The organism is Aliisedimentitalea scapharcae, assembly GCF_045277565.1.
GTDB classification, from domain to species: Bacteria; Pseudomonadota; Alphaproteobacteria; order Rhodobacterales; family Rhodobacteraceae; genus Aliisedimentitalea; species Aliisedimentitalea scapharcae.
On record NZ_CP123584.1, the window covers coordinates 3,997,289 to 4,018,062 of the forward strand.

General features: G+C 57.7%; 23 protein-coding genes. 17 read left to right on the top strand and 6 right to left on the bottom strand.

The window, feature by feature from the left end; genetic code table 11:
- Positions 1-56 precede the first annotated feature (56 nt).
- The 3 genes from QEZ52_RS18595 to QEZ52_RS18605 all read left to right on the top strand — a co-directional run bounded on the left by QEZ52_RS18595 (position 57) and on the right by QEZ52_RS18605 (position 3,176).
- A complete protein-coding gene (locus QEZ52_RS18595; protein WP_406645986.1) occupies positions 57-758 on the top strand; it encodes a glutathione S-transferase family protein in 702 nt (233 codons plus the stop codon).
- Positions 758-2,131, top strand: a complete 1,374-nt coding sequence (locus QEZ52_RS18600; RefSeq protein ID WP_406645988.1) for an L-serine ammonia-lyase — start codon at positions 758-760, stop codon at positions 2,129-2,131. Before QEZ52_RS18595 ends, QEZ52_RS18600 begins: the two co-directional genes overlap by 1 nt.
- 106 nt (positions 2,132-2,237) lie before the next feature.
- Entirely contained in the window at positions 2,238-3,176 is a 939-nt protein-coding gene (locus tag QEZ52_RS18605; protein ID WP_406645991.1) for a DMT family transporter, read from the top strand.
- Here QEZ52_RS18605 and QEZ52_RS18610 read toward each other — a convergent pair.
- On the bottom strand, positions 3,148-3,813 hold the full coding sequence (locus QEZ52_RS18610; protein ID WP_406645993.1) for a thiamine diphosphokinase: 666 nt from the start codon (positions 3,811-3,813) through the stop codon (positions 3,148-3,150). The two genes, QEZ52_RS18605 and QEZ52_RS18610, sit on opposite strands and share 29 nt — an antisense overlap.
- Before the next feature lie 138 nt (positions 3,814-3,951).
- Between QEZ52_RS18610 and QEZ52_RS18615 the strand changes: the two genes are divergently transcribed.
- A complete protein-coding gene (locus QEZ52_RS18615; RefSeq protein ID WP_406645996.1) occupies positions 3,952-6,156 on the top strand; it encodes a chemotaxis protein CheA in 2,205 nt (734 codons plus the stop codon).
- 150 nt (positions 6,157-6,306) lie between these two features.
- Here the strand turns inward: QEZ52_RS18615 and QEZ52_RS18620 are convergent, their stop codons facing one another.
- Together QEZ52_RS18620 and QEZ52_RS18625 are read right to left on the bottom strand one after the other, a co-directional pair.
- Positions 6,307-6,546 (bottom strand): DUF2842 domain-containing protein, encoded by a 240-nt coding sequence (locus tag QEZ52_RS18620; protein WP_406645998.1) that lies wholly within the window; start codon positions 6,544-6,546, stop codon positions 6,307-6,309.
- On the bottom strand, positions 6,546-7,841 hold the full coding sequence (locus tag QEZ52_RS18625; RefSeq protein WP_406646000.1) for an adenylosuccinate synthase: 1,296 nt from the start codon (positions 7,839-7,841) through the stop codon (positions 6,546-6,548). Before QEZ52_RS18625 ends, QEZ52_RS18620 begins: the two co-directional genes overlap by 1 nt.
- A 162-nt stretch (positions 7,842-8,003) precedes the next feature.
- Here QEZ52_RS18625 and QEZ52_RS18630 point away from each other — a divergent pair, with 162 nt between their 5' ends.
- Positions 8,004-8,399 carry a DUF6524 family protein gene (locus QEZ52_RS18630; protein ID WP_406650564.1) on the top strand — a complete coding sequence of 132 codons (396 nt, stop codon included), beginning with the start codon at positions 8,004-8,006 and terminating at the stop codon, positions 8,397-8,399.
- Between the two features lie 4 nt (positions 8,400-8,403).
- Here the strand turns inward: QEZ52_RS18630 and QEZ52_RS18635 are convergent, their stop codons facing one another.
- The 3 genes from QEZ52_RS18635 to nthA are packed head-to-tail and all read right to left on the bottom strand — an operon-like array spanning position 8,404 to position 10,027.
- Complete coding sequence (locus QEZ52_RS18635) at positions 8,404-8,733, bottom strand: nitrile hydratase accessory protein (protein WP_406646002.1); 330 nt, start codon at positions 8,731-8,733, stop codon at positions 8,404-8,406.
- The gene (gene nthB, locus QEZ52_RS18640; protein ID WP_406646004.1) at positions 8,733-9,407 is read right to left on the bottom strand and encodes a nitrile hydratase subunit beta; all 675 of its coding nucleotides are present in this window, start codon (positions 9,405-9,407) and stop codon (positions 8,733-8,735) included. The genes QEZ52_RS18635 and nthB overlap by 1 nt, the downstream gene beginning before the upstream one ends.
- The gene (nthA, locus tag QEZ52_RS18645; RefSeq protein ID WP_406646007.1) at positions 9,404-10,027 is read right to left on the bottom strand and encodes a nitrile hydratase subunit alpha; all 624 of its coding nucleotides are present in this window, start codon (positions 10,025-10,027) and stop codon (positions 9,404-9,406) included. Before nthA ends, nthB begins: the two co-directional genes overlap by 4 nt.
- A 208-nt stretch (positions 10,028-10,235) precedes the next feature.
- Here nthA and secG point away from each other — a divergent pair, with 208 nt between their 5' ends.
- The 12 genes from secG to QEZ52_RS18705 all read left to right on the top strand — a co-directional run bounded on the left by secG (position 10,236) and on the right by QEZ52_RS18705 (position 20,463).
- Positions 10,236-10,604: a preprotein translocase subunit SecG gene (secG, locus tag QEZ52_RS18650; protein ID WP_406646009.1), complete on the top strand. Its 369-nt coding sequence runs from the start codon at positions 10,236-10,238 to the stop codon at positions 10,602-10,604.
- A gap of 188 nt (positions 10,605-10,792) precedes the next feature.
- On the top strand, positions 10,793-12,436 hold the full coding sequence (locus tag QEZ52_RS18655) for a CTP synthase (RefSeq protein ID WP_406646011.1): 1,644 nt from the start codon (positions 10,793-10,795) through the stop codon (positions 12,434-12,436).
- Between the two features lie 487 nt (positions 12,437-12,923).
- A complete protein-coding gene (locus QEZ52_RS18660; protein WP_406646014.1) occupies positions 12,924-13,217 on the top strand; it encodes a DUF1330 domain-containing protein in 294 nt (97 codons plus the stop codon).
- A 42-nt stretch (positions 13,218-13,259) separates the two neighbouring features.
- Positions 13,260-13,715 (top strand): TerB family tellurite resistance protein, encoded by a 456-nt coding sequence (locus QEZ52_RS18665; RefSeq protein WP_406646016.1) that lies wholly within the window; start codon positions 13,260-13,262, stop codon positions 13,713-13,715.
- A 72-nt stretch (positions 13,716-13,787) separates the two neighbouring features.
- A complete protein-coding gene (locus tag QEZ52_RS18670) occupies positions 13,788-14,228 on the top strand; it encodes a TerB family tellurite resistance protein (RefSeq protein ID WP_406646018.1) in 441 nt (146 codons plus the stop codon).
- Positions 14,225-14,965 (top strand): phosphate/phosphite/phosphonate ABC transporter substrate-binding protein, encoded by a 741-nt coding sequence (locus tag QEZ52_RS18675; protein WP_406646021.1) that lies wholly within the window; start codon positions 14,225-14,227, stop codon positions 14,963-14,965. Before QEZ52_RS18670 ends, QEZ52_RS18675 begins: the two co-directional genes overlap by 4 nt.
- A 1-nt stretch (position 14,966) precedes the next feature.
- Positions 14,967-15,788, top strand: a complete 822-nt coding sequence (locus QEZ52_RS18680) for an SDR family NAD(P)-dependent oxidoreductase (protein ID WP_406646024.1) — start codon at positions 14,967-14,969, stop codon at positions 15,786-15,788.
- A 208-nt stretch (positions 15,789-15,996) separates the two neighbouring features.
- Positions 15,997-16,770 (top strand): ABC transporter ATP-binding protein, encoded by a 774-nt coding sequence (locus QEZ52_RS18685; RefSeq protein WP_406646028.1) that lies wholly within the window; start codon positions 15,997-15,999, stop codon positions 16,768-16,770.
- A gap of 41 nt (positions 16,771-16,811) precedes the next feature.
- Positions 16,812-17,519: a transporter substrate-binding domain-containing protein gene (locus tag QEZ52_RS18690; protein ID WP_406646030.1), complete on the top strand. Its 708-nt coding sequence runs from the start codon at positions 16,812-16,814 to the stop codon at positions 17,517-17,519.
- Positions 17,520-17,625: 106 nt separating this feature from the next.
- Positions 17,626-18,510: an ABC transporter permease gene (locus tag QEZ52_RS18695; RefSeq protein WP_406646033.1), complete on the top strand. Its 885-nt coding sequence runs from the start codon at positions 17,626-17,628 to the stop codon at positions 18,508-18,510.
- A 49-nt stretch (positions 18,511-18,559) separates the two neighbouring features.
- A complete protein-coding gene (locus tag QEZ52_RS18700; protein WP_406646035.1) occupies positions 18,560-19,366 on the top strand; it encodes an ABC transporter permease in 807 nt (268 codons plus the stop codon).
- Between the two features lie 89 nt (positions 19,367-19,455).
- Positions 19,456-20,463 (top strand): hypothetical protein, encoded by a 1,008-nt coding sequence (locus QEZ52_RS18705; RefSeq protein WP_406646038.1) that lies wholly within the window; start codon positions 19,456-19,458, stop codon positions 20,461-20,463.
- Positions 20,464-20,774 lie beyond the last annotated feature (311 nt).

A 20,774-nucleotide genomic window follows, 5' to 3' on the forward strand; every position in this document is an offset into this window, starting at 1 on the left:
AGGAAACGTCGGAAACGAAGCTTTGGGAATCACCATCCCGGTCTAGATCAGGATCCATGACACCGACGTATCGCCTTCATTATGCTCCTGACAACGCCTCGCTGGTGATCCGGCTGGCGTTGTTGGAGCTGGGCCAGCCCTTTGACACCCTTCTGATCGACCGTCGTCAGCGTCAACAAGACAGCAAAGGGTATCGCCAGCTAAATCCCAATGGATTGATCCCGGTTCTAGAAACACCTGACGGACCCATTTTTGAAACCGCAGCGATCCTGTTGTGGCTGGCCGACCGACATGGCGCGCTGGCCCCGGCTCCAAACAGCACCGGGCGCGCGCCCTTCCTGAAATGGCTGTTCTTTGCTTCTAACACCCTGCATGCGGATCTGCGCCAATTGTTCTATGCCGAAAAATACATTGGACCGGACGCAGACCTGCAACAGTCATTGCGCACCGGGATGACCCGGCGGCTTGATACCCACCTGCGGAATCTGGACTACGCTGCGGGGACTGATTGGTTGGGCGGCGATAGCCCGTCCGTTCTGGATTTATATCTGGCCTGCCAGATGCGCTGGATGGCGCTCTATCCGGCACAGCATGACCGCAGCTGGTTCAATCTGGACCAATACCCTGCCCTGCAAGCCATTCTGGTGCGTCTGGAAACCCGCCCCAGCGTACACCATGCCCAAGAAGCCGAAGGCCTGGGCCCGACCCCATTCACGCACCCCATACACCCAACACCGCCAGAAGGATCAGCCACCTGATGTTCCTCTCCGTCTTCGATATGTTCAAAGTGGGCATTGGCCCGTCCTCGTCACACACAATGGGCCCGATGGTGGCCGCCGCGCGGTTCCTGGATCTGATGCGGGCCTCGCCGTTTGAATTCCACGGACTGCGCGCATCCCTGCATGGGTCGCTGGCCTTTACCGGTGTGGGTCATGCCACTGACCGCGCCACCATTCTGGGGCTCGCAGGATTCCTGCCTGATACCTATGACGACGCCAAAGCCGAAGCCGCGCTGGCCGATCTGAATGCCACCCACCTGTTGCACCCCCAAGGATTGGGCGCGTTGAAATTCGATCCCAAGGCGGACATGATCTTTGACTATGATCACAATCTACCTGGTCATGCCAATGGCATGATCCTGATGGCTACAGACGCCCAGGGCGACGTGATCCTGCGCCAGGTGTATTATTCGGTCGGCGGCGGGTTTGTCCTGACCGAAGAGGAGCTGGCAGACGGCAAAGACACCGATGACGGCGCACCGGTCCCGTTTCCATTCCATTCAGCTGCCGAAATGCTGGAGATGGCCCAGGCCAGTGGCAAGTCCATCGCAGACATGAAACGCGCCAATGAAATCGCGCGTGGGTGCGCCGACAGCTTTGCCAAGGGCACCGCCCGTCTGTGGCAGGTGATGAACGACTGTATTGAACGCGGGCTGAACCGGGACGGCATTCTGCCCGGCGGCCTGAATGTACGTCGCCGCGCCAAAGGGATCCACGACGCGCTGGTGGCCGAACGCGGCATGAACCTGAACGCACCACACACCATCAATGACTGGATGAGCGTGTATGCGATGGCCGTGAACGAAGAGAATGCCGCCGGTGGACAGGTTGTCACCGCACCGACCAACGGTGCGGCTGGTGTATTGCCTGCGGTCCTGCGCTATTATCTGGACCACGTGCCCGGCGCCTCTGAAAGCCATATCGAAGACTTTTTGCTGACAGCGGCCGCGATCGGCGGGTTGGTGAAATACAACGCCTCGATCTCTGGTGCAGAAGCGGGCTGCCAGGCCGAAGTTGGCAGCGCTGCAGCCATGGCCGCAGCCGGTCTGTGTGCCGTTATGGGGGGCTCACCCGAGCAAGTGGAAAACGCCGCCGAAATTGCATTGGAACACCATCTGGGCATGACCTGTGATCCGGTCAAAGGTCTGGTTCAGGTGCCCTGCATCGAACGCAACGGCCTGGGCGCGATCAAAGCCGTCTCTGCCGCAAGCCTGGCGCTGCGTGGAGATGGACAGCATTTCGTGCCGCTGGATGCAGTCATCGAAACCATGCGTCAGACCGGGCATGACATGCACGAAAAATACAAGGAAACCTCGTTGGGGGGATTGGCGGTCAATGTTCCAAATTGCTGATTGTGACGCCGCGTCACAACTCTAGAGAGATCGTTTAAGGCAAGAAATCCCAAAACGCACGCAACCTTGACTTGCGCAAAGGTTAACGCCCGCCTAGCGTGAACCCATGTTTATTGATCGCCCCATTCTTGGTATCTCTCTGATGCTTGGCTTTTGTGTCGTCGCCCCTATGGGCGACGCGGTGGCCAAGCTGCTTGGAGAATCTGTCCCCCTTGGACAGTTGTTGTTTGTTCGTTTCGCCATCCAGGCGGCCGTTTTGATTCCCATTGTCGCGATGACCGGCCGTCTGTGGCGAATGAACCGCAGGGTGTTGACCCTGACGGTTTTGCGTACCGCGCTCCATATCGCCGGCATTGGTGCGATGTTCACCGCGTTGCAATATCTGCCCCTTGCAGATGCCGTTGCCATCGCCTTTGTCATGCCCTTCATCATGATGCTGTTGGGCAAATATGTCTTGAACGAGGAAGTCGGCCTGCGCCGGCTTCTGGCCTGTGTCGTCGGGTTCATCGGAACCTTGCTGGTTATTCAGCCCAGCTTTGCCGCGGTCGGCTGGCCCGCGTTGTGGCCTCTGGCCGTCGCTGTGATATTCTCCTTGTTCATGTTGGTCACTCGCCAGATTGCCAAGGAAACCGATCCGATCGGCCTGCAGGCTGTCAGTGGCGTGATGGCGACGGTTGTGCTGTTGCCCGTTTTGCTTGTCGGTCAGCATATGGATATTGCCCCGTTGACGATGAAAACTCCGTCTTCGTATGAGGTTTCATTGCTATTGGGCATTGGTCTGCTGGGAACAATTGCGCATCTGTTGATGACCTGGTCTCTGCGCTATGCGCCCGCAACCACATTGGCACCGATGCAATATCTTGAGATTCCGGTTGCCACATTCATTGGCTGGGCGATCTTTGGCGATCTACCCAACATGTTGGCCAGCTTTGGTATTGCGATCATCATGGGGGCTGGGTTGTATATTGTCGCCCGCGAACGCGTCGTCGCCAAACAGCAAACGCCCCGACCCAAAGTCAGCTCTCGGGCACAATCGCCCGCATAACCGCATCAAGCGCGCTTCGGGGCACGATCACCAACAGCCCCGGCCCATCTACCGACAGGCGCACAGGCCCCAAGGCCCTGTTCGATGTCCCGATGCGCCCATCCGGTGCCAGCTGAAGCCCGTCGATTGGCCATTCCAGCCCTTCGGAGCGCCCTGTTACCCGTGCCATGGGATACAGTGACACGATCGACCCCGGCTCCAATTCCATTGTGAAATCCGCAGGCGCGTGGAAAATCACCTCCAGTTCGCCAATCAGAATACAAGGTATGTTGGACCGTCGGATCAATGTACTGAAGGCTGCCAACTGGTGGTCCAGCCGCCGCCCCAGAAACCCGATCGCCAAAACCAGCGGTGCCGAAATGCTGCGTAGGGCTTTGTCAAAATCAGTGCTGTCCTGTTCCGTGATCGGAAATACCGTTTCCGGTAGCAAAAGAGACCGGGCAGCCGCCGGCAGGGAATCCAGATCCCCGATCACGGCCAGCGGAGTATATCCCCGGTCCAACGCTGCCAGCGCACCGCCATCGGCCGCCACCAGGTCGGGTGCCCGCGCCAAGGCATAGGCAAAATCTTCGGAATAGACCGCTCCTCCACCAATCAGGGTGACGGGATTCGGGGACTGAACAACAGGTTTTTTCATGCCCGCTTTAATGCCCACTTTTGACAGCCGCCACAATCTAGCCACAAAATGATACGTTCATTTACACAGATTCGGACCGAAATTGTCTCTCTGTTCCTATTAGATCAGTGGCAATAAATGGTAAGAGGCGAGCAACCGATGGTACAGAACAACAAGGTACTGACAGTATCCTACGGCACGTTTTCGTGTACGCTTGAGGGATTCGACGACTCCTTTGACACGATGAAGGCGATTGCCGAGTACTTCCGCGATTTGGCGTCGGATGATCGTTACTTCGGTGCCGAACCCCCTCAACCGGATGCTGACATGTTGGCCCGGATTGCCCAGCGCGAGATTTCACGCCAAGTCGAAGCCCGTCAGGGTGACAGTGGTATTGTCCTGCGGGCTTCGGAGCCGACTTCCCCTGCTTTGGCTGTATCGCAACCTGCTGTACAATCCCCTCCTGTTTCGGAAGCGGCAACACCCCCGGCTGCCCCGGCTCCGGCTGCGCAACCGCCTGCGGAACAGCCCCCCGTAGCCACGACACCCGAATCCGATTTGCCAGAGTCCATTGAGCCCGCCATGGCCGAAAGTGCCGAACAGGCGGAACAGGCTGAGGCAACAGAGGCTGATCAGAACGACAGCATCGCCGAGGCGGCGCAGGCCGTAGATCTGGCCGAACAACCAGATTCTGACGACCAGATGGACGCGGTGGTGGAACAGACCACGCAAGACCCAGCCGACGACGCACCCGAAATTGAAGACGAAACGGTCCTGGTTGCGGTTGATACACCGGTCGACACACCAATCGAATTCGAAGCACTGGATGTTTCGGAACGCGATGTGGATCCCGTCATACAGAAAAATACGCAAGACACGGTTCCCGCCGCAGACAGCATTGCTGCAAAATTGCAACGCATTCGGGACGTTGTTTCGCGAAAGTCTGCGCCCGTGGACGACGCAGAATATTCGGAAGACGAACATGCCGATTCGTTTGTCGCAACCGCCGCTCAGGATATTGCCCAGGCGCTGGACGAAGAGATTGAGTCCCCAGATCAGGACATGATTGCCGCCCAGGACGCGCCGACCGTTCAGGCTGATCCTGCAGAAACACAAGATCATAGTGACACTTTGGCAGATGATGCCGACATTTCCGCATTCCTGGATCAACTGGACAAAGAGACTGATCTGGATATCGACGTAGATACCAACCTGGAACAGTCCGACCCGCAGGATGGTGAGGATGAGAGCCTGTTCGACGATCTGGGAGACGACGCAGAAGCCGCCCTGGATGAAGACCTGACCAACATTATGGAAGCCTCGGATGCCGAACCTGCCCCTAAAACGGCTCTCCCGCGCATTCACAAGATCAAACGCAGAGATATCGAGGCCGCAATGGCCTCGGGTACGCTCGAACAGGTAGACGACCCCGAGGACGACGGCGTTGCCGAACAACAGGCCGCAATGACCGAGACATCGCTGTCGGAGGAAGAAGAAGCTGATCTGCTGCGTGAACTGGCTGCTGTTGAGGCCGAATTGACGGTTGAAAACGATGAAGCTGAAGAGCCCGATCCTGCAGAACATGCTGAATCAGACCTGTTGATTCTGGGTGAGGATGCAGCGTTTGACCATGCCACCCAAGACACCCCGGAGGAACCACGCACGTCAGCGGCCACAGATACCCCGGAAACAGACGTCTCGCGGTTGATGGAGGCGGCAGACCAAAAGCTGGAAGATCCTGAAGCCTCGACCAACCGTGACACGTTCAACCAACTGCGCGCAGCTGTTGCCGCCGCCGAGGCAGAACGCGCTGCCGGTGGTACTGTCGGATCGCACACAGACGATGAACCGTACCGTGCCGACCTGGCAAATGTGGTGCGCCCCCGTCGTCCCGTATCACCTGCAAACCGCAAGGAGCGTGCCGAACGCCCCAGCACGCAAGAACGCGCCGCGCCGCTCAAGCTGGTCGCCGAGCAACGGATCGACACCCCAGCCGAAGCACGCGGCCCAATCCGCCCCCGTCGCATTCGTGGTTCTCATCTGGAACAGGTTAACGCTGCTTCCGGCTCGAACGGCAGCAGTTTCACCGCCTATGCCGCCGAAAGAGGGGCCGTCGAACTGCCCGAACTTCTGGAAGCTGCGGCCGCCTATCTCAGCTTTGTGGAAGGGCTTGAGCAGTTTTCGCGCCCCCAGCTGATGAACAAGGTGCGTCAAATGGAGGCCACCACCGAATTCAATCGCGAAGACGGTCTGCGTTCGTTCGGCCAATTGCTGCGCGACGGCAAGATCGAAAAAGCCGGAAGCGGGCGCTTCACGGCGTCCGGTGATATTGGCTATCGGCCCGACAGCCGCGCGGCTGGCTAAGCGCCCTCACCCATTGGATTGTTCCAACGGCCCCACTTTGGGGCCGTTTTTAATTCTCTTCGAAACAACCGCAAACCGATGCCGCACGACAAAAAAGGGAGCCGTCAAAAAACCGCTCCCTTTCCATGTCATGCTGCAACAGCGATTTGTCTATTCCGCGTCGGCACCTGGATTTTCTTTGCCGACGCCACGAAAAACAAATTTGAACGGCAGAGCCCACAGCAGGCCCAGGACCACATAAACCACCAATTCGACCAGAATCGGGGGACGGTCCAACCACCCCACCACGCTGATGGCCAACACGATATAGATCGGCAAACCAACCAGCAGGATCACCAATGACCAACGCCGCCGGGCTTTGTAGCTCAGGCCTTTTTCATCCTGCGCCATCAGTCGGCAAACGGGTCAGTCACCAGAATGGTGTCTTCCCGCTCCGGGCTGGTGGAAACCATTGCGACAGGGCAATCAATCAACTCTTCGACGCGGCGAACGTATTTGATCGCATTGGCGGGCAGATCCGCCCAGCTGCGCGCGCCCTCGGTCGATTCGCTCCACCCCGGCAGTTCTTCGTAGATCGGAGTACAGCGAGCCTGCTGATCCGCAGCGGTCGGCAGATAGTCCAGACGCTCTCCGTCCAGATCATATCCAACACAGACTTTCAGGGTTTCAAACCCGTCCAGAACGTCCAGCTTGGTCAGGGCAATGCCGCTTACGCCCGACGTTGCACAGGTCTGGCGCAACAACGCCGCATCGAACCAGCCGCAACGGCGCTTGCGTCCGGTGGTGGTGCCGAATTCATGCCCACGTTCACCCAGACGCTGACCATCTGCGTCTTCCAGCTCGGTCGGAAACGGGCCTTCGCCGACGCGGGTGGTATATGCCTTGACGATGCCCAGCACAAAGTCGATCGAATTCGGACCGATGCCGACACCAGTGGCGGCCTGCCCGGCGATCACGTTGGACGACGTCACAAACGGATAGGTCCCAAAATCGATATCCAGCAACGCGCCCTGGGCACCCTCGAACAGGATCCGCTTGCCGGATTTGCGTTTCTCGTTCAGAACCTTCCAGACCGGAGCACAGAACGGTAGAATTTGTGATGCAATTTCTTTGAGTTGCGCGATCAATGCGTCCCGGTCAACCGGATCAAACCCCAACCCTTTGCGCAGCGGATCGTGGTGCTGCAGCGCACGATCAACGCGGGCAATCAGGGTGCTTTCGTCAGCCAGGTCCATAACGCGGATTGCGCGGCGGCCAACTTTGTCCTCATAACAAGGACCAATGCCACGACCGGTGGTACCGATTTTGGTACCAGCACTTGCAGCCTCTTCGCGGGCGCGATCCAGCTCACCATGGATTGGCAAAATAAGCGGCGTGTTTTCGGCAATCATCAGCGTTTCGGGGCTGATCTCGACACCTTGGGCACGCACGGTTTCAATCTCTTTCATCAGATGCCAGGGGTCCAGCACCACACCGTTGCCGATCACCGACAACTTGCCGCCCCGCACCACACCCGAGGGCAGCGCGTGCAGCTTGTAGACGTTGCCGTCGATCACCAGCGTATGACCGGCATTATGCCCGCCCTGGAATCGGGCGATGACGTCAGCGCGTTCGCTGAGCCAATCCACGATTTTGCCTTTACCTTCGTCACCCCATTGGGCGCCGACCACGACGACATTGGCCATATCCGGTCCTTTGATGCTGGTTCAAACCGGCCTCCGTATAACGACGCCACACCCGCGAGGGAACCGTAATTTCGACGCACACCCCGATCTGGACACCCAAGGACTGGACACAGGCCCGTGAATGCGCGATTCTGAGCAAAAAAACGATGGGTTATTGGAATGATCGGGCTGTTTTTCAGGTGGATGTTCGCGTTTGCGCTGTTGGCGCTGACCTATAACCCGACCCAATGGAACTATGTCCGTTGGTCGATGGACAATTACGAATCCCGTCTGTCTATCGCAGTTCTGACCGGTTTGCTTCTGACCATCGGTTATATCATCTACCTGCGCGCCACGATCCGGTCGATTGGGGGATTCGGCATGTTTCTGGTCCTGTCTGTCGTCGCCGCCCTGTTATGGGTGCTGTATGACTTGGGGCTTTTGCAGCTGGACAATCCGACAATGAATGTCTGGCTGGGTATTCTGGCGATGTCAGTCGTGCTGGGCATTGGCCTCAGCTGGAGTCACGTCCGTCGTGCGCTGTCCGGGCAGGCCGATATGGACGACGTGGACGAATAGGACGTCACTCGGCCAGCCGCACCGGATCACCATGAGGGGTCTGCAAATAGGCCTGCTCCCAATTCCCCCGCACCTGCGACACTTCACTTGGCGTCGCATCGCCCCGTTCGCTCAGATAGCCCTCCAGCGTCTCCAGCCAGGCGTTGAAATAATCCTCTCCCCCATCCAGTTCGCGCGACAGGCCGTGTCGCTTCAGCGTTGCTGAAAACCGCTCCACCCATTCGCGCCACTCAAAACATCCGGATTCGTTCAGATGGACGGTCAGCGCAAACACCTGTGCATGCCAAGGTTCGGCAAAGACGGGTTCGGGGGCCGAGATGTCAGGACAGGCCATTACGCGGGCTCCAGATAAGATTGCCACAGGTCCAACACGACTTCATCGCCCGGGTGTTCGGGATTAACCCACAGCTCGGATGCGGCAAAAGCCACGGCATAAATCGGCTCAGGCGATTCGCCCAATCCATGGGCATTGCTGTCAGGCAAAACATGGGTGCCATGCAACTGAACAATCTGCCCGCGGGCCCCGATCGCGTAGGCAGGCAAACGGGTGTGCCCGCCCGAGACCATTGCATTCCCACCGGGATGGCGGGTCTTGACCACATCACCCGGCGCAAATTGCACCAGTACATCGCAGGGCCGGTCCGCAGGGCCACCTTTTGCCAAAACACCGGAGACGGCTTCAGGCTTCAACACTTTATAGGCCAATGGATGCGGTGCATCACCGTCCCGGCCTTGCAAATCCTCGAGTGTCAGAACCCCAGTTTGTACCAGCAGATCCGCCAACCCAGCGATCCATTTCTCGAAATAGGAAAACCGCGCGTAATCCTTGGGCGACAGGCATTCCCGCGCGTGGCGCGACACATCAATGTTCCATTTGCCCAACGATCCGCTGGCCAATGTCAGCGCAAGAGCCCGCGCCTGCCAATCACCCAACTGTGGGATACCCTGTGGTTCCGGCTGGATCGCTCCGTCGCCGAACCGACCTCCCATATCATGCACACGGCTCATGGTGTTTCCCCTGGTGTCAGGGCCAAGCCGGTGCCGATCATCGAATCGCGGGTCACCAGCTGAGCCAGTTCCGCCTCATCCATCCCGTCTGTTCCTACGGGGCGCATCGGAATCACCAAGTAACGGACCTCGGCCGTGGAATCCCAAACTCGAACGGCTGTTTCCTTGGGTAAGGTCACGCCGAATTCGGCCAGAACCTTGCGCGGCTCGCGCACAACACGGGCACGGTAAGCGTCGGACTTGTACCACCCTGGCGGAATGCCCAGCAATGGCCATGGATAGCAGCTGCACAAGGTACACACGACCATATTGTGGCGCGCGTGTGTATTCTGCACCGCCACCATATGTTCGCCTTGCCGCCCAAAGTATCCCAGCTCGGCCACAACAGCGGTCGCATCCTGCATCAAGGTGGCATGAAATCCCGGATCACTCCACGCCTTGGCCACCACCCGGGCCCCATTCTGGGGACCAATACGATTCTGATATGTGTCGATGATTTCATCCAACGCCGCCGGATCGATCAGCTTTTTACGGGTTAGAATCGTTTCCAGCGCCTTGACCCGCAAAGCAGGGTCAGGCGGCAACAGGGCGTGCGGGTGGTCATGGTGATCATGTGGCATGGCGGGATGCTGCCCCCTGTCCGGGGCCTTGTCCAGCCTCAATGACCCAGCCCTCCGTCACGTCCTCGCGAAGAAAGTCGCAAAAAGCACCACGCCCTCGCCGATACGGTTTCCAACCAAGTTAGCGCATCCGCCAAAGTCATCCCTTGCCCCGGCGGACAAACTTGCCTACATACCGCGCGTCAGACAGCTTAAAGCCGCAGGTCCCATGGAAAACGTCGTTCTCATCATCCACCTTCTCTTGGCCCTTGGCCTGATCGCCGTCGTTCTGATGCAGCGGTCCGAAGGCGGAGGCCTGGGTATGGGCGGCGGCGGCGGTGGCGCCATGACCGGTCGCGCCGCAGCGACAGCATTGGGCAAGATCACTTGGGTCCTGGCAGCTGCCTTCATCGTGACGTCAATCACCTTGACCATCATCGCGGCGCAGAAATCGGCGGGATCCTCGGTCATCGACAGACTTGGCGTTCCGGCCCCGGTCGAAAGCACAGATACCGGTACACCTGCGGTTCCGTCCGGCGACAGCCTGTTGCCACCCGCCGAAGGTGACAACGCGCCATTGGTGCCAAAAGCCGACTAAAGTTACACAACAGTTTGAGTATTGGTAAGGAACCGCAACAGCATCTTGCGGTTCCCTTGCGCTGATTGCGCATTTCCTATAAGAGTGAAGTCCCGTGATGCTGCGGTTTTTTGGGTGATTCCCAAACCGTTTGGGCAGACGCAAAACGTACACAATAACCGAACGTTCACGGGGGCAGCCGAACAACCATGGCGCGTTTCATATTTATTACTGGTGGTGTGGTCTCATCCTTGGGCAAAGGATTGGCTTCTGCCGCACTTGGCGCGCTGTTGCAGGCGCGTGGCTTTTCCGTCCGCCTGCGCAAGCTGGATCCGTATTTGAACGTTGATCCCGGCACCATGTCGCCTTTTGAACATGGCGAAGTTTTTGTCACCGATGACGGTGCCGAAACCGACCTGGATCTGGGCCACTATGAACGGTTCACTGGTGTCGCCGCCCGCAAGACCGACTCGGTCAGTTCGGGACGGATCTATTCGAACGTTCTGGAAAAGGAACGCCGCGGCGATTACCTGGGAAAAACCATCCAGGTCATTCCGCATGTGACAAACGAGATCAAGGATTTCATCTCGATCGGCGAAGATGAAGTTGATTTCATGCTGTGCGAAATCGGCGGCACCGTCGGCGATATCGAAGGTCTGCCCTTCTTTGAGGCGATCCGCCAATTCAGCCAGGACAAACCGCGCGGCCAGTGTATTTTCATGCACCTGACCCTGCTGCCCTGGATCAAGGCATCGGGTGAGCTGAAAACCAAACCAACCCAGCATTCGGTCAAGGAACTGCGGTCCATCGGCCTGGCACCTGATATTCTGGTCTGCCGCTCGGAAGGGCCAATTCCGCAGAAAGAGCGTGAAAAGCTGGCACTGTTCTGCAATGTACGCGCCGAAAGCGTGATTGCCGCGCAGGATCTGAAGTCGATCTACGAAGCCCCGCTGGCCTATCACCGCGAAGGCATGGATCAGGCGGTTCTGGATGCCTTTGGCATCACCCCTGCCCCGAAACCGAATCTGGCCCGCTGGGAAGATGTCGCCGACCGGATCTATAACCCCGAAGGCGAAGTCAAAGTCGCCATCGTCGGTAAATATACCCAGTTGGAGGACGCGTATAAGTCGATTGCCGAGGCCCTGACCCACGGCGGCATGGCCAACCGGGTCAAGGTCAAGATCGAGTGGGTTGATGCCGAGCTGTTCGACAGCGAAGACGCCACCCCATATCTGCAGGGCTTTCACGCCATTCTGGTCCCCGGCGGCTTTGGCGAACGCGGCACCGAAGGCAAGATCAAGGCCGCGCAATATGCTCGAGAACACAAAGTCCCCTATCTGGGCATCTGTCTGGGCATGCAAATGGCAGTCATCGAAGCGGCGCGCAATGTGGCAGGCATGAAGACCGCCGGCTCTGAAGAATTCGACCACGAGGCAGGCAAGAAGCGCTTTGAACCCGTTGTCTACCATCTCAAGGAATGGGTGCAGGGAAATCACAGGGTCGAGCGCAAGGTCGGCGATGACAAGGGCGGCACTATGCGTTTGGGTGCCTACGATGCGACGCTTCAGGAGGGCTCCAATGTGGCGCGGGTCTATGGCGGCACGCAGATCGAAGAACGCCATCGCCACCGCTATGAGGTCGACATCAAATACCGTGAACAGCTGGAAGAACACGGGCTGAAATTCTCGGGCATGTCCCCAGACGGGCGGCTGCCCGAAATCGTGGAATGGGCCGATCATCCGTGGTTCATTGGCGTTCAGTTTCACCCAGAGCTGAAGTCCAAACCGTTTGAACCCCATCCGCTGTTTGCCGATTTCGTGCGCGCGGCCAAGGATACTTCGCGGCTGGTCTGAGACCAGATCGGGCCAATACAGATCAAATCAAAGCGTCTGGGTCGATACCTTTCGACACCAGACGCAACGCGTTCTGCCCAGCCATGGCTTTACTCAGCAGAGCTCAAACATCTGCAAGCCAGGAACTGCACCGGCCACTTCGACATCCCAAAAACCGACGTCGAAAGCGGTTTCACCGTCGGGCTTTGGCCTGCCTGTGATCACGGGCGATTTGCTTGCACAGCCCAGGTTACTCTCGATGACTCCGATCATTTGGAACAACTGCTGTCGCTCAATCTGGTAATTTCGGTGCCATTGTCCGGCACATTGGAAAATTCGATCGGCTGGGTTGCCCACGACACCTGGGCGACAACGCAATGCGCAGCTCTGGAATGTCGCTCTCTCCATTAGAAACCGCATCCTGAAAACAGCAGAATTCTTTGATGATTTTGCACTGGAAAGTTCGCTGGAACCACGGCACGATACACAAAATCGAGGAGCGTTGAGCATGGCAAAAGGGTATTGGGTCGCACATGTGGATGTGGATGATATGGAGCGCTACAGGGCCTATATCGCGGCCAATGCAGCGCCTTTTGCCGAATACGGCGCCCGGTTCCTGGTCCGTGGTGGAGCCAAGGAAATCCGGGAAGGGCAGATGCGCAGCAGAACCGTTGTCATCGAATTTGCTGATTTCCCGACGGCCAAAGCCTGCTATGACAGCGTCTCTTACCAAGATGCAAAGGCATTGCGTGACCCGGTGTCGACAGGGGATATGGAAATCATTGAAGGCTATGACGGGTAGTTCACACTTGGACAACCGCAAAATATGGGGTAGAATTGCCGTATGCTGAAAAAGTTCTTTCAGGCCTTCCGGCCCGACAAACCCGCTTTCCTACCCGACCCGGACGCTGAATTGGCACTGGGTGCATTGCTGGTGCGGGTTGCCCAGTCAGATCGCGAATACCAGGTCGAAGAAATCAGCCTGATCGACCGGATTCTGGCGCGACTGTACCAGCACAACGCGATCGAAGCCGCCAAAGTCCGCGCGACGTGCGAAAAGCTGCACGCCGCCGCGCCAGAAACCGATACATTCGGCAAGTTGATCCGCGAAACCACCGATTTGGAAGAGCGGCTGGCCGCGCTGGATGCCCTGTGGGAAGTTGTGCTGGCCGATGATCAAGAACGCCAAGGCGAACTGCGCATAGTCGAAGACGCGCGCAAGGCCATGGGGCTGAGTTATGCCGACAGCCAAGCAGCACGCGCGCGCGCCCTGAACAAAGATCAAAACACCGACGGTTAACGACCAGAAACGGGAAAAAGAAAAAGAAATTTCACCCTTGGCGGGCGCAAAGAAGGCGTTAGTATTCGCGCCATGATAGCTGATTTTCTGTCCCGACTGCTGCAACCGAATCCGGCGCCAATGGCGGATTCAGATGCCCGTCTTGCTCTCTCTGCATTGCTGGTGCGGATTGCGCGTTCCGATCACAATTATGCCGCAGTCGAACAGGACCGGATCGACCGGATTCTGATCGCGCGCTTTGAGCTCGATATTGGCGGTGCTGCATTGCTGCGCGAAGAGGCCGAGGCATTGGAAGCCGAAGCCCCTGACACGGTGCGTTTTACGCGCGCAATCAAGGAAGCCGTGCCCTATGAGGACCGCACCGGTGTGGTCGAAGCCATGTGGCAGGTCGCACTGGCCGACGGTGAAAGGGACGCCGCCGAGGACGCTTTGCTGCGTCTTGCAACCAATCTGCTGGGAATCAGCGATGTCGACAGCGCCCGCGCGCGCAAACGCATAGAGACACAACAATGATCGCACACCTTGGGATGTATGACCGCCCGGAAACCGCTGCTGCAAACGACCGGTTCTGGTCCGCCATTCAGGCCCATCTGGGCGCTGGTCCAGCAGCATTGACTAGGGATGTGGATTTCTGGGAGGTCTGGCACTCTCCGGATCTGTTGTTGTCCCAGACCTGCGGCATGCCCTATCGCACCCGTCTGCATGGGCAGGTGCAACTGGTCGGCACACCTGACTACGGGCTGCCTGGTTGCCCCCCGGGGCATTACTGCAGCGTTTTTGTCGCGCATAAGTCGGATCTTGGCAAAACTCTGTCCGATTTTGACGGCTCTCGGTTCGCCTATAACGAAGCAGTGTCACAATCGGGGTGGGCCGCCCCCAAGACCCACATGATGGATCTGGGTATTGCACCCGGCAGCCTTGTCGTCACAGGCGGACACCGCAATTCGGCGCAGGCGGTTTTTGAACGACGCGCCGATTTTGCTGCGCTGGACGGGCTGACCTGGGAACTGTTGCGTAAATATGATGATTTCGCCGCTGACCTGATCGAATTGGAACGGACGACACCAACACCAACCTTGCCTTTCATCACGGCTTTGGGGCGCGAAACTCCAAAAGTTTTCGACGCGATCAAAGGAGCCATTGCCGATCTGAGCCCCGAAGACCGCGACACGCTGCACCTGCGCGGTATCGTGTCAATTCCGGCAGAAACGTATCTGGCTGTGCCAACCCCACCAGCACCAGAACAATAATATGACACCCGCATCTGCACCGCAGCGATTTTTCAACAGAACAGTTGTTGTGACCGGCGGAAATGGCGGGATCGGATTGGGGATTGCCAAACGCTTTGCCAGCGAAGGTGCCCAGCTTGCGCTGATTGGTCGTGATCCGGACAAAGGTCGCATAGCGGTGCAGGAGATCGCGGACCTGGGTGCAATGGCCCGATTTTATCAGGTTGATCTGCGTATCGAAGCAGAAATTACGGCCGCAATTTCCCGAATTCAGGACGATTTCGGATCCCTGGATGTTCTGGTCAACAATGCAGGCTGCGGGTTGCTACGCAGCCCGGTCACGCCCGAAACACCCCCGGCTGAACGCTGGGAATTTTACCGTGGTGCCAACCTGGACAGCACCTATCTGATGACTGCACATGCCTTGCCCTATCTGGCAAAATCGTCCGGTGCTTCGGTGATCAACATCTCTTCGACTGGGACACATCACGGAAACTGGGGCCTGTATGGCGCAGTCAAGGCCGGGGTCGAAGGGCTGACCCGTTCATTCGCCGCCGAAGCCGCCCCTAAGGGAGTGCGCGTCAATGCCATTAGTCCGGGATGGATCGCCACTTCGCCTGAAATGGCCCGCGAGACCACCGGCGGCGACAGCCAGCCGCCTTCGTTGCTAAACCGCATGGGAAGCCCCGCCGAAATCGCGGGGGTTGCCGCGTTTTTGGCCAGCACTGATGCCAGCTTTGTCACCGGGCAGGTGCTGACGGTGGACGGGGGCATGATGACCATTGATTACCCATCACACGACATGCTTTCGCGCCATGGTGCCAAGGGGCAATCCAGCGCGTAACCATCATGTCGCGCCGGCTGTCTGGAGACGCCCAAGTCGCTGATCCAGCCACAGCGCCCCTGCTCAATGTTCGATAAACTTCCGTTTTGTCGGTTTGACCTGCCAATCTGGCGAAATTCACCTAGGGTCAACCGTATTGCACATTGCATTGATCCGAAAATTGGGTCCAATAGGTGCGCAAAATCAAAACAAACAAGTGAAACTGCCCTTGTCTGATACAACACCTGTTCTGGAAATTCGCGGCCTGCACAAGGCCTATGGCGACCTCGAGGTCATCAAGGGTGTAGATATCACCGCACATAGGGGCGATGTCGTGTCGCTGATCGGATCCTCAGGGTCTGGGAAATCCACCCTGCTGCGCTGCTGCAACCTGTTGGAAGACAGTCAACAAGGGGATATTCTGTTCAAAGGCGAACCGATCACCTGGAAAGGCACGGCATTGAACAGGCGTCCGGCGGATCCCAAACAGGTCCTGCGCATTCGCACCAATTTGTCGATGGTCTTTCAGCAGTTCAACCTGTGGGCTCATATGACCATCCTGCAAAATGTGATGGAGGCTCCGGTGACCGTGCTGGGCCGCGACAAGGCCGAGGCGGAGAAATCCGCGCGTGCCTATCTGGAACAGGTCGGCATCGGCGACAAATGCGATGTCTACCCCGCCCAACTTTCAGGCGGCCAACAACAGCGGGCCGCCATTGCCCGTGCTCTGTGCATGGAGCCCGAAGCATTGCTGTTCGACGAACCGACGTCAGCGCTGGACCCGGAATTGGAACAGGAAGTGGTCAAAGTGATCAAAGATCTGGCTGCTGAGGGCCGGACCATGTTGATCGTTACCCATGACATGAAGCTGGCTGCAGATGTGTCTGACCATGTCGTGTTCCTGCATCAGGGCCTGATCGAAGAAGAAGGCACACCCACCGAGGTCTTTGACAACACCACGTCCGAACGGCTGCAGGGTTTCCTGTCGGCCACCCGGCACTGACTTCACACAATCAACCAAACCAAAAAAATGGGAGTATAAACATGAAAAAACTGATCCTGGGCACCGCAGCCTTGGCGCTGAGCGCGGGGATGGCCATGGCCGACACCGTGCGCATGGGGACCGAAGGTGCCTATGCCCCTTGGAACTTTGTCAATGACGCCGGCGAAATTGACGGCTTCGAGCGTGAACTGGGCGACGAGCTGTGCAAACGCGCCGGCCTGACCTGTGAATGGGTCAAAAACGACTGGGATTCGATCATTCCGAATCTGGTGTCGGGCAACTACGACACGATCATCGCTGGCATGTCGATCACCGACGAACGTGACGAAGTCATCGACTTTACTCAGCCTTACACCCCGCCGGACCCATCCGCCTATGTGGCCCTGTCTGCTGATGTGGACCTGGCAGGTGGCGTTGTGACCGCTCAGGCCAACACCATCCAGGCTGCCTTTGTTGCTGAACAGGGCTGGACGCTGGTGGAATTCGCCACCCCCGAAGAAACTGTGGCGGCCGTGCGCAACGGCGAAGCCGATGCGGTTCTGGCTGACCAAAGCTTTCTCGACACGGTTGTTGGCGACGGTCTGGTGATGCTGGAACGCAAGGAACAGATCGGCGGCGGCGTTGGCATGGGCCTGCGTGAATCCGACGGCGAACTGCGTGGCAAATTCGATACTGCCATCCAGTCGATGAAAGACGACGGCACTCTGAACACCATGATCGCCAAATGGGAAGTCTCCTCCCAGTGGTAATCTGACCCCTGACGGGATCATTCGGGTCCGCAGCCTGGCTGCGGGCCCATCCACATTCTCTACCTGCCCCGCCCCATGGAGCAGCCAGACGAGGACAGGCCCGGCCATGTTTTCCTATTGTACAGATCCTTCGACGCTAGAAGGCCTAAGCTGGCTCAGCTGTTATCTGACCACTGGTAAACACGCGGGCCTCTATATCTCGGTCTTTACGGTTTTGGGATTGCTGGCGGTGACTGCTCCGACGGCATTGATGTTCGGTTTTGCAGGTGCCAGCGCCGCCCGGTCCCGCATTGCCCCGCTGCGCTGGCTCGGCAAGAGTTATACCGCCATTGTGCGCGGTGTACCTGACATTGCCTTTTTCCTGTTCTTCGTGATTGCGCTGGACCAGGGGTTCGAATGGATTCGACATAAAATCAAATGCCCCGATTGGGATCAACCAATCCGCCAGGGCAGCGATTTTGTCGTTTGTGACATTGCCAAAATGCCCCTGTCGACCTCGCCACAATGGATACACGAATCCTATGCTTTTGTGCTGGCGGTTCTGACTTTTGCCATCGTGTTTGGTGCCTTTGCCGCCAATGTGCTGTACGGTGCCATGCGGGCGGTCCCACGGGCGCAGCTGGAAACAGCCGAAGCTTATGGCATGTCCCCACGCCAGACGTTCTGGCGGGTATTGGTGCCACAGATGTGGGTCTTTGCCCTGCCTGGCCTGTCAAACCTGTGGATGGTGCTGATCAAGGCGACACCGCTGTTATTCCTGCTGGGCATCGAAGACATCGTCTATTGGGCCCGCGAATTGGGCGGCACAAAGAACGCCAAATTCACCGACTATCCACATGGCGATTGGCGGATCTGGTATTTCCTGTTCCTGCTGGTGTTTTACCTGGCCTTTACCCGGATCTCGGAAATCGTTCTGGAACGGGTGATGGTCAAGCTGACCCATGGGCAGGCCACAACCGGTGGCGAAGCCCAGAGAAAGGCGGCCGTGTGATGAACATCCTGCCCCGCATGCCCTGCCCAGCCGTTCAAAGAGGCCGACCATGAGCTGTATTCAAACCATTCAGGATTATGGCCTGCGCGCGATCGGCATCGGCGAACGGTTGCTGCCAAAGGGTGACTATACTCTGTGCGAACATTTCACCCTGATCGGGTCGGGGATGATCTGGAACATCTATTTTGGTGTGATGGCGCTATGTACCGGGTTCTTTCTGGCAGTCGCCGTTGCGGTGGCCAAAGGGTCACCCAACCCGTGGCTGCGCAAACCGGCGGAATGGTTCATCTTCATCTTCCGTGGCTCGCCGCTGTTCATCCAGTTCTTCTTTGCCTATTTTTTCTTCCTGTCGTTGAAGCAATCCTACCCGTTTCTGGATGCGTTCACTTCGGCCTGGCTGGGGGCGTTAATCGTTCTGTTCCTGAACACGGCCGCCTATTCGGGAGAGATCTTTTACGGCGCGTTGCGCTCTATCCCCAAGGGCGACGTCGAAGCCGCAGATGCTTATGGGCTGAGCGGCTGGACCCGGTTCCGACGCGTCGTGTTCCCAACCATGATGCGGCTGGCATGGCCCGCCTATACGAACGAGGCGATTTTTCTGTTTCATGCCACGACGCTGGTGTTCTTTTCGGCCTTTCCCAGCTGGCGGCAAAAGGGCGATGCACTGTATTACGCCAGCTATTTTGCGGACAAGACGTTCAACCCGTTTGTTCCCTACCCGATCCTGGCGTTCTATTTCATTCTGCTAACGCTGATCGTGGTCGGTGTGTTTGGTCTGGTTAATCAGCGCCTGAACCGGCATCTGCCCCAGGAACGCAAGGCCAAGCTGCGTATTCGGCCGAATGTGATCCGGTAATCCAGCCATCGCGTTTACCGTTCGCGGCTGGCTGCGGGCTGTCTCACTTGGAGTGTGATCCGCACCATGGATTACTGACAAAGGCCGAAATGACGAATACACCAAAACAGAAAGACGGATTGGACGCAGTTTTGCGGCGCAACCGGGTTCTGACCAGAAGCTGGTCGCAAACCTCTCTGGATGACGCAGGTTGTGTGCATCTGGCCAATGAATCAGGCACTGCTGTGCCCATATTCTGGTGCTTCAACACCGAACGCGAATTTCCAAAACTCGCAGCTGCGCTAGGTCCAGATCAGCCGCTTGCCGGAATGAGATCCCTGAACGGTGTCATTGACCCGTCCAATGCAAACTCTTCAGTCGCCCACGATCTGGCAGAACATTTCGCAATACACTTGTTTCGACATTTTGGCACATCTCCCTGCGTTGTCGGTGGAAATTGCCAATCGGCCATCCTGGCCTATCGAACGGCGCTGTGTCTGCAGGCCTTGGGGGGGCAGGTGTTGCGGTTGGTAACTCTGGATGCAGAGGTGCGATATCCCTATCCCGGTCATGTGCACCTGTTGTTCGGACGCAATAGCACCAAAATAAATCCGTTCTATTCGACGCAGCCGGACCGCACCCAAGGACCATTGAGAAATTGGTCCATTGCGTATGGATCCTGTGAATGGAGTCCGATTGACGGGCAGCACGCCCAGTATTTCCAGCCCGGAAACATCGTGTCCCTGGCCCAGGCCATTGTCGATCCTGGACCTGTGGTGCCCTCGGACATCGCCCGGCAACTCAATTCGGCACCACAGCCTCCGGAAACCTGGCACGTTCTCAGCGATACCCCCGAAAATGTCACGCTGCGGGCACCCCGGTTGCATTCAAACGGGTCACTGGCCCTGGTTCCTGTGTGGGGCAAACGGGATGGATCCCTGTTCCGGATCAGTGATTCCGACTGGGTATTGGACCCGATCAATGCGCCGGATCTCCATTTCTGCATCCCCCGCCCCTCCGAACCCGGTCCGTGGCTTTTGTGGCCAGTGTTGTGCCAACACGGGTACGGACCGATTGATTGGCCATTTTCCCAATTTCAACCTTTGGAATTTGATTGACCTGAACCGCCTCTGCGTATTTGCTGAGGCAGGTTCAATGCAAAAGGAGAACCCCATGAAAATCGACCCAGCGAAACTGCTGTCGCTCAAAGTTCCCTCAGCCGGAAGTGCCAAAGTAGGGTTTGAAACTGCGCCTGCAGCTCCTGCAAAGATGGCGTCTGCCAAATAAGTCTGGGGGTTGCCCTGGCATCCCCTGCCATCTGCTTTGTGTCGGCGCGGTGTCTACTGTGTTGCTTTCTGGCAAATTCCAAACTCTGAAACTCAATAGACCCAGGTGCGGTGTTTGAATTCTGCAATACTGATCACACCCG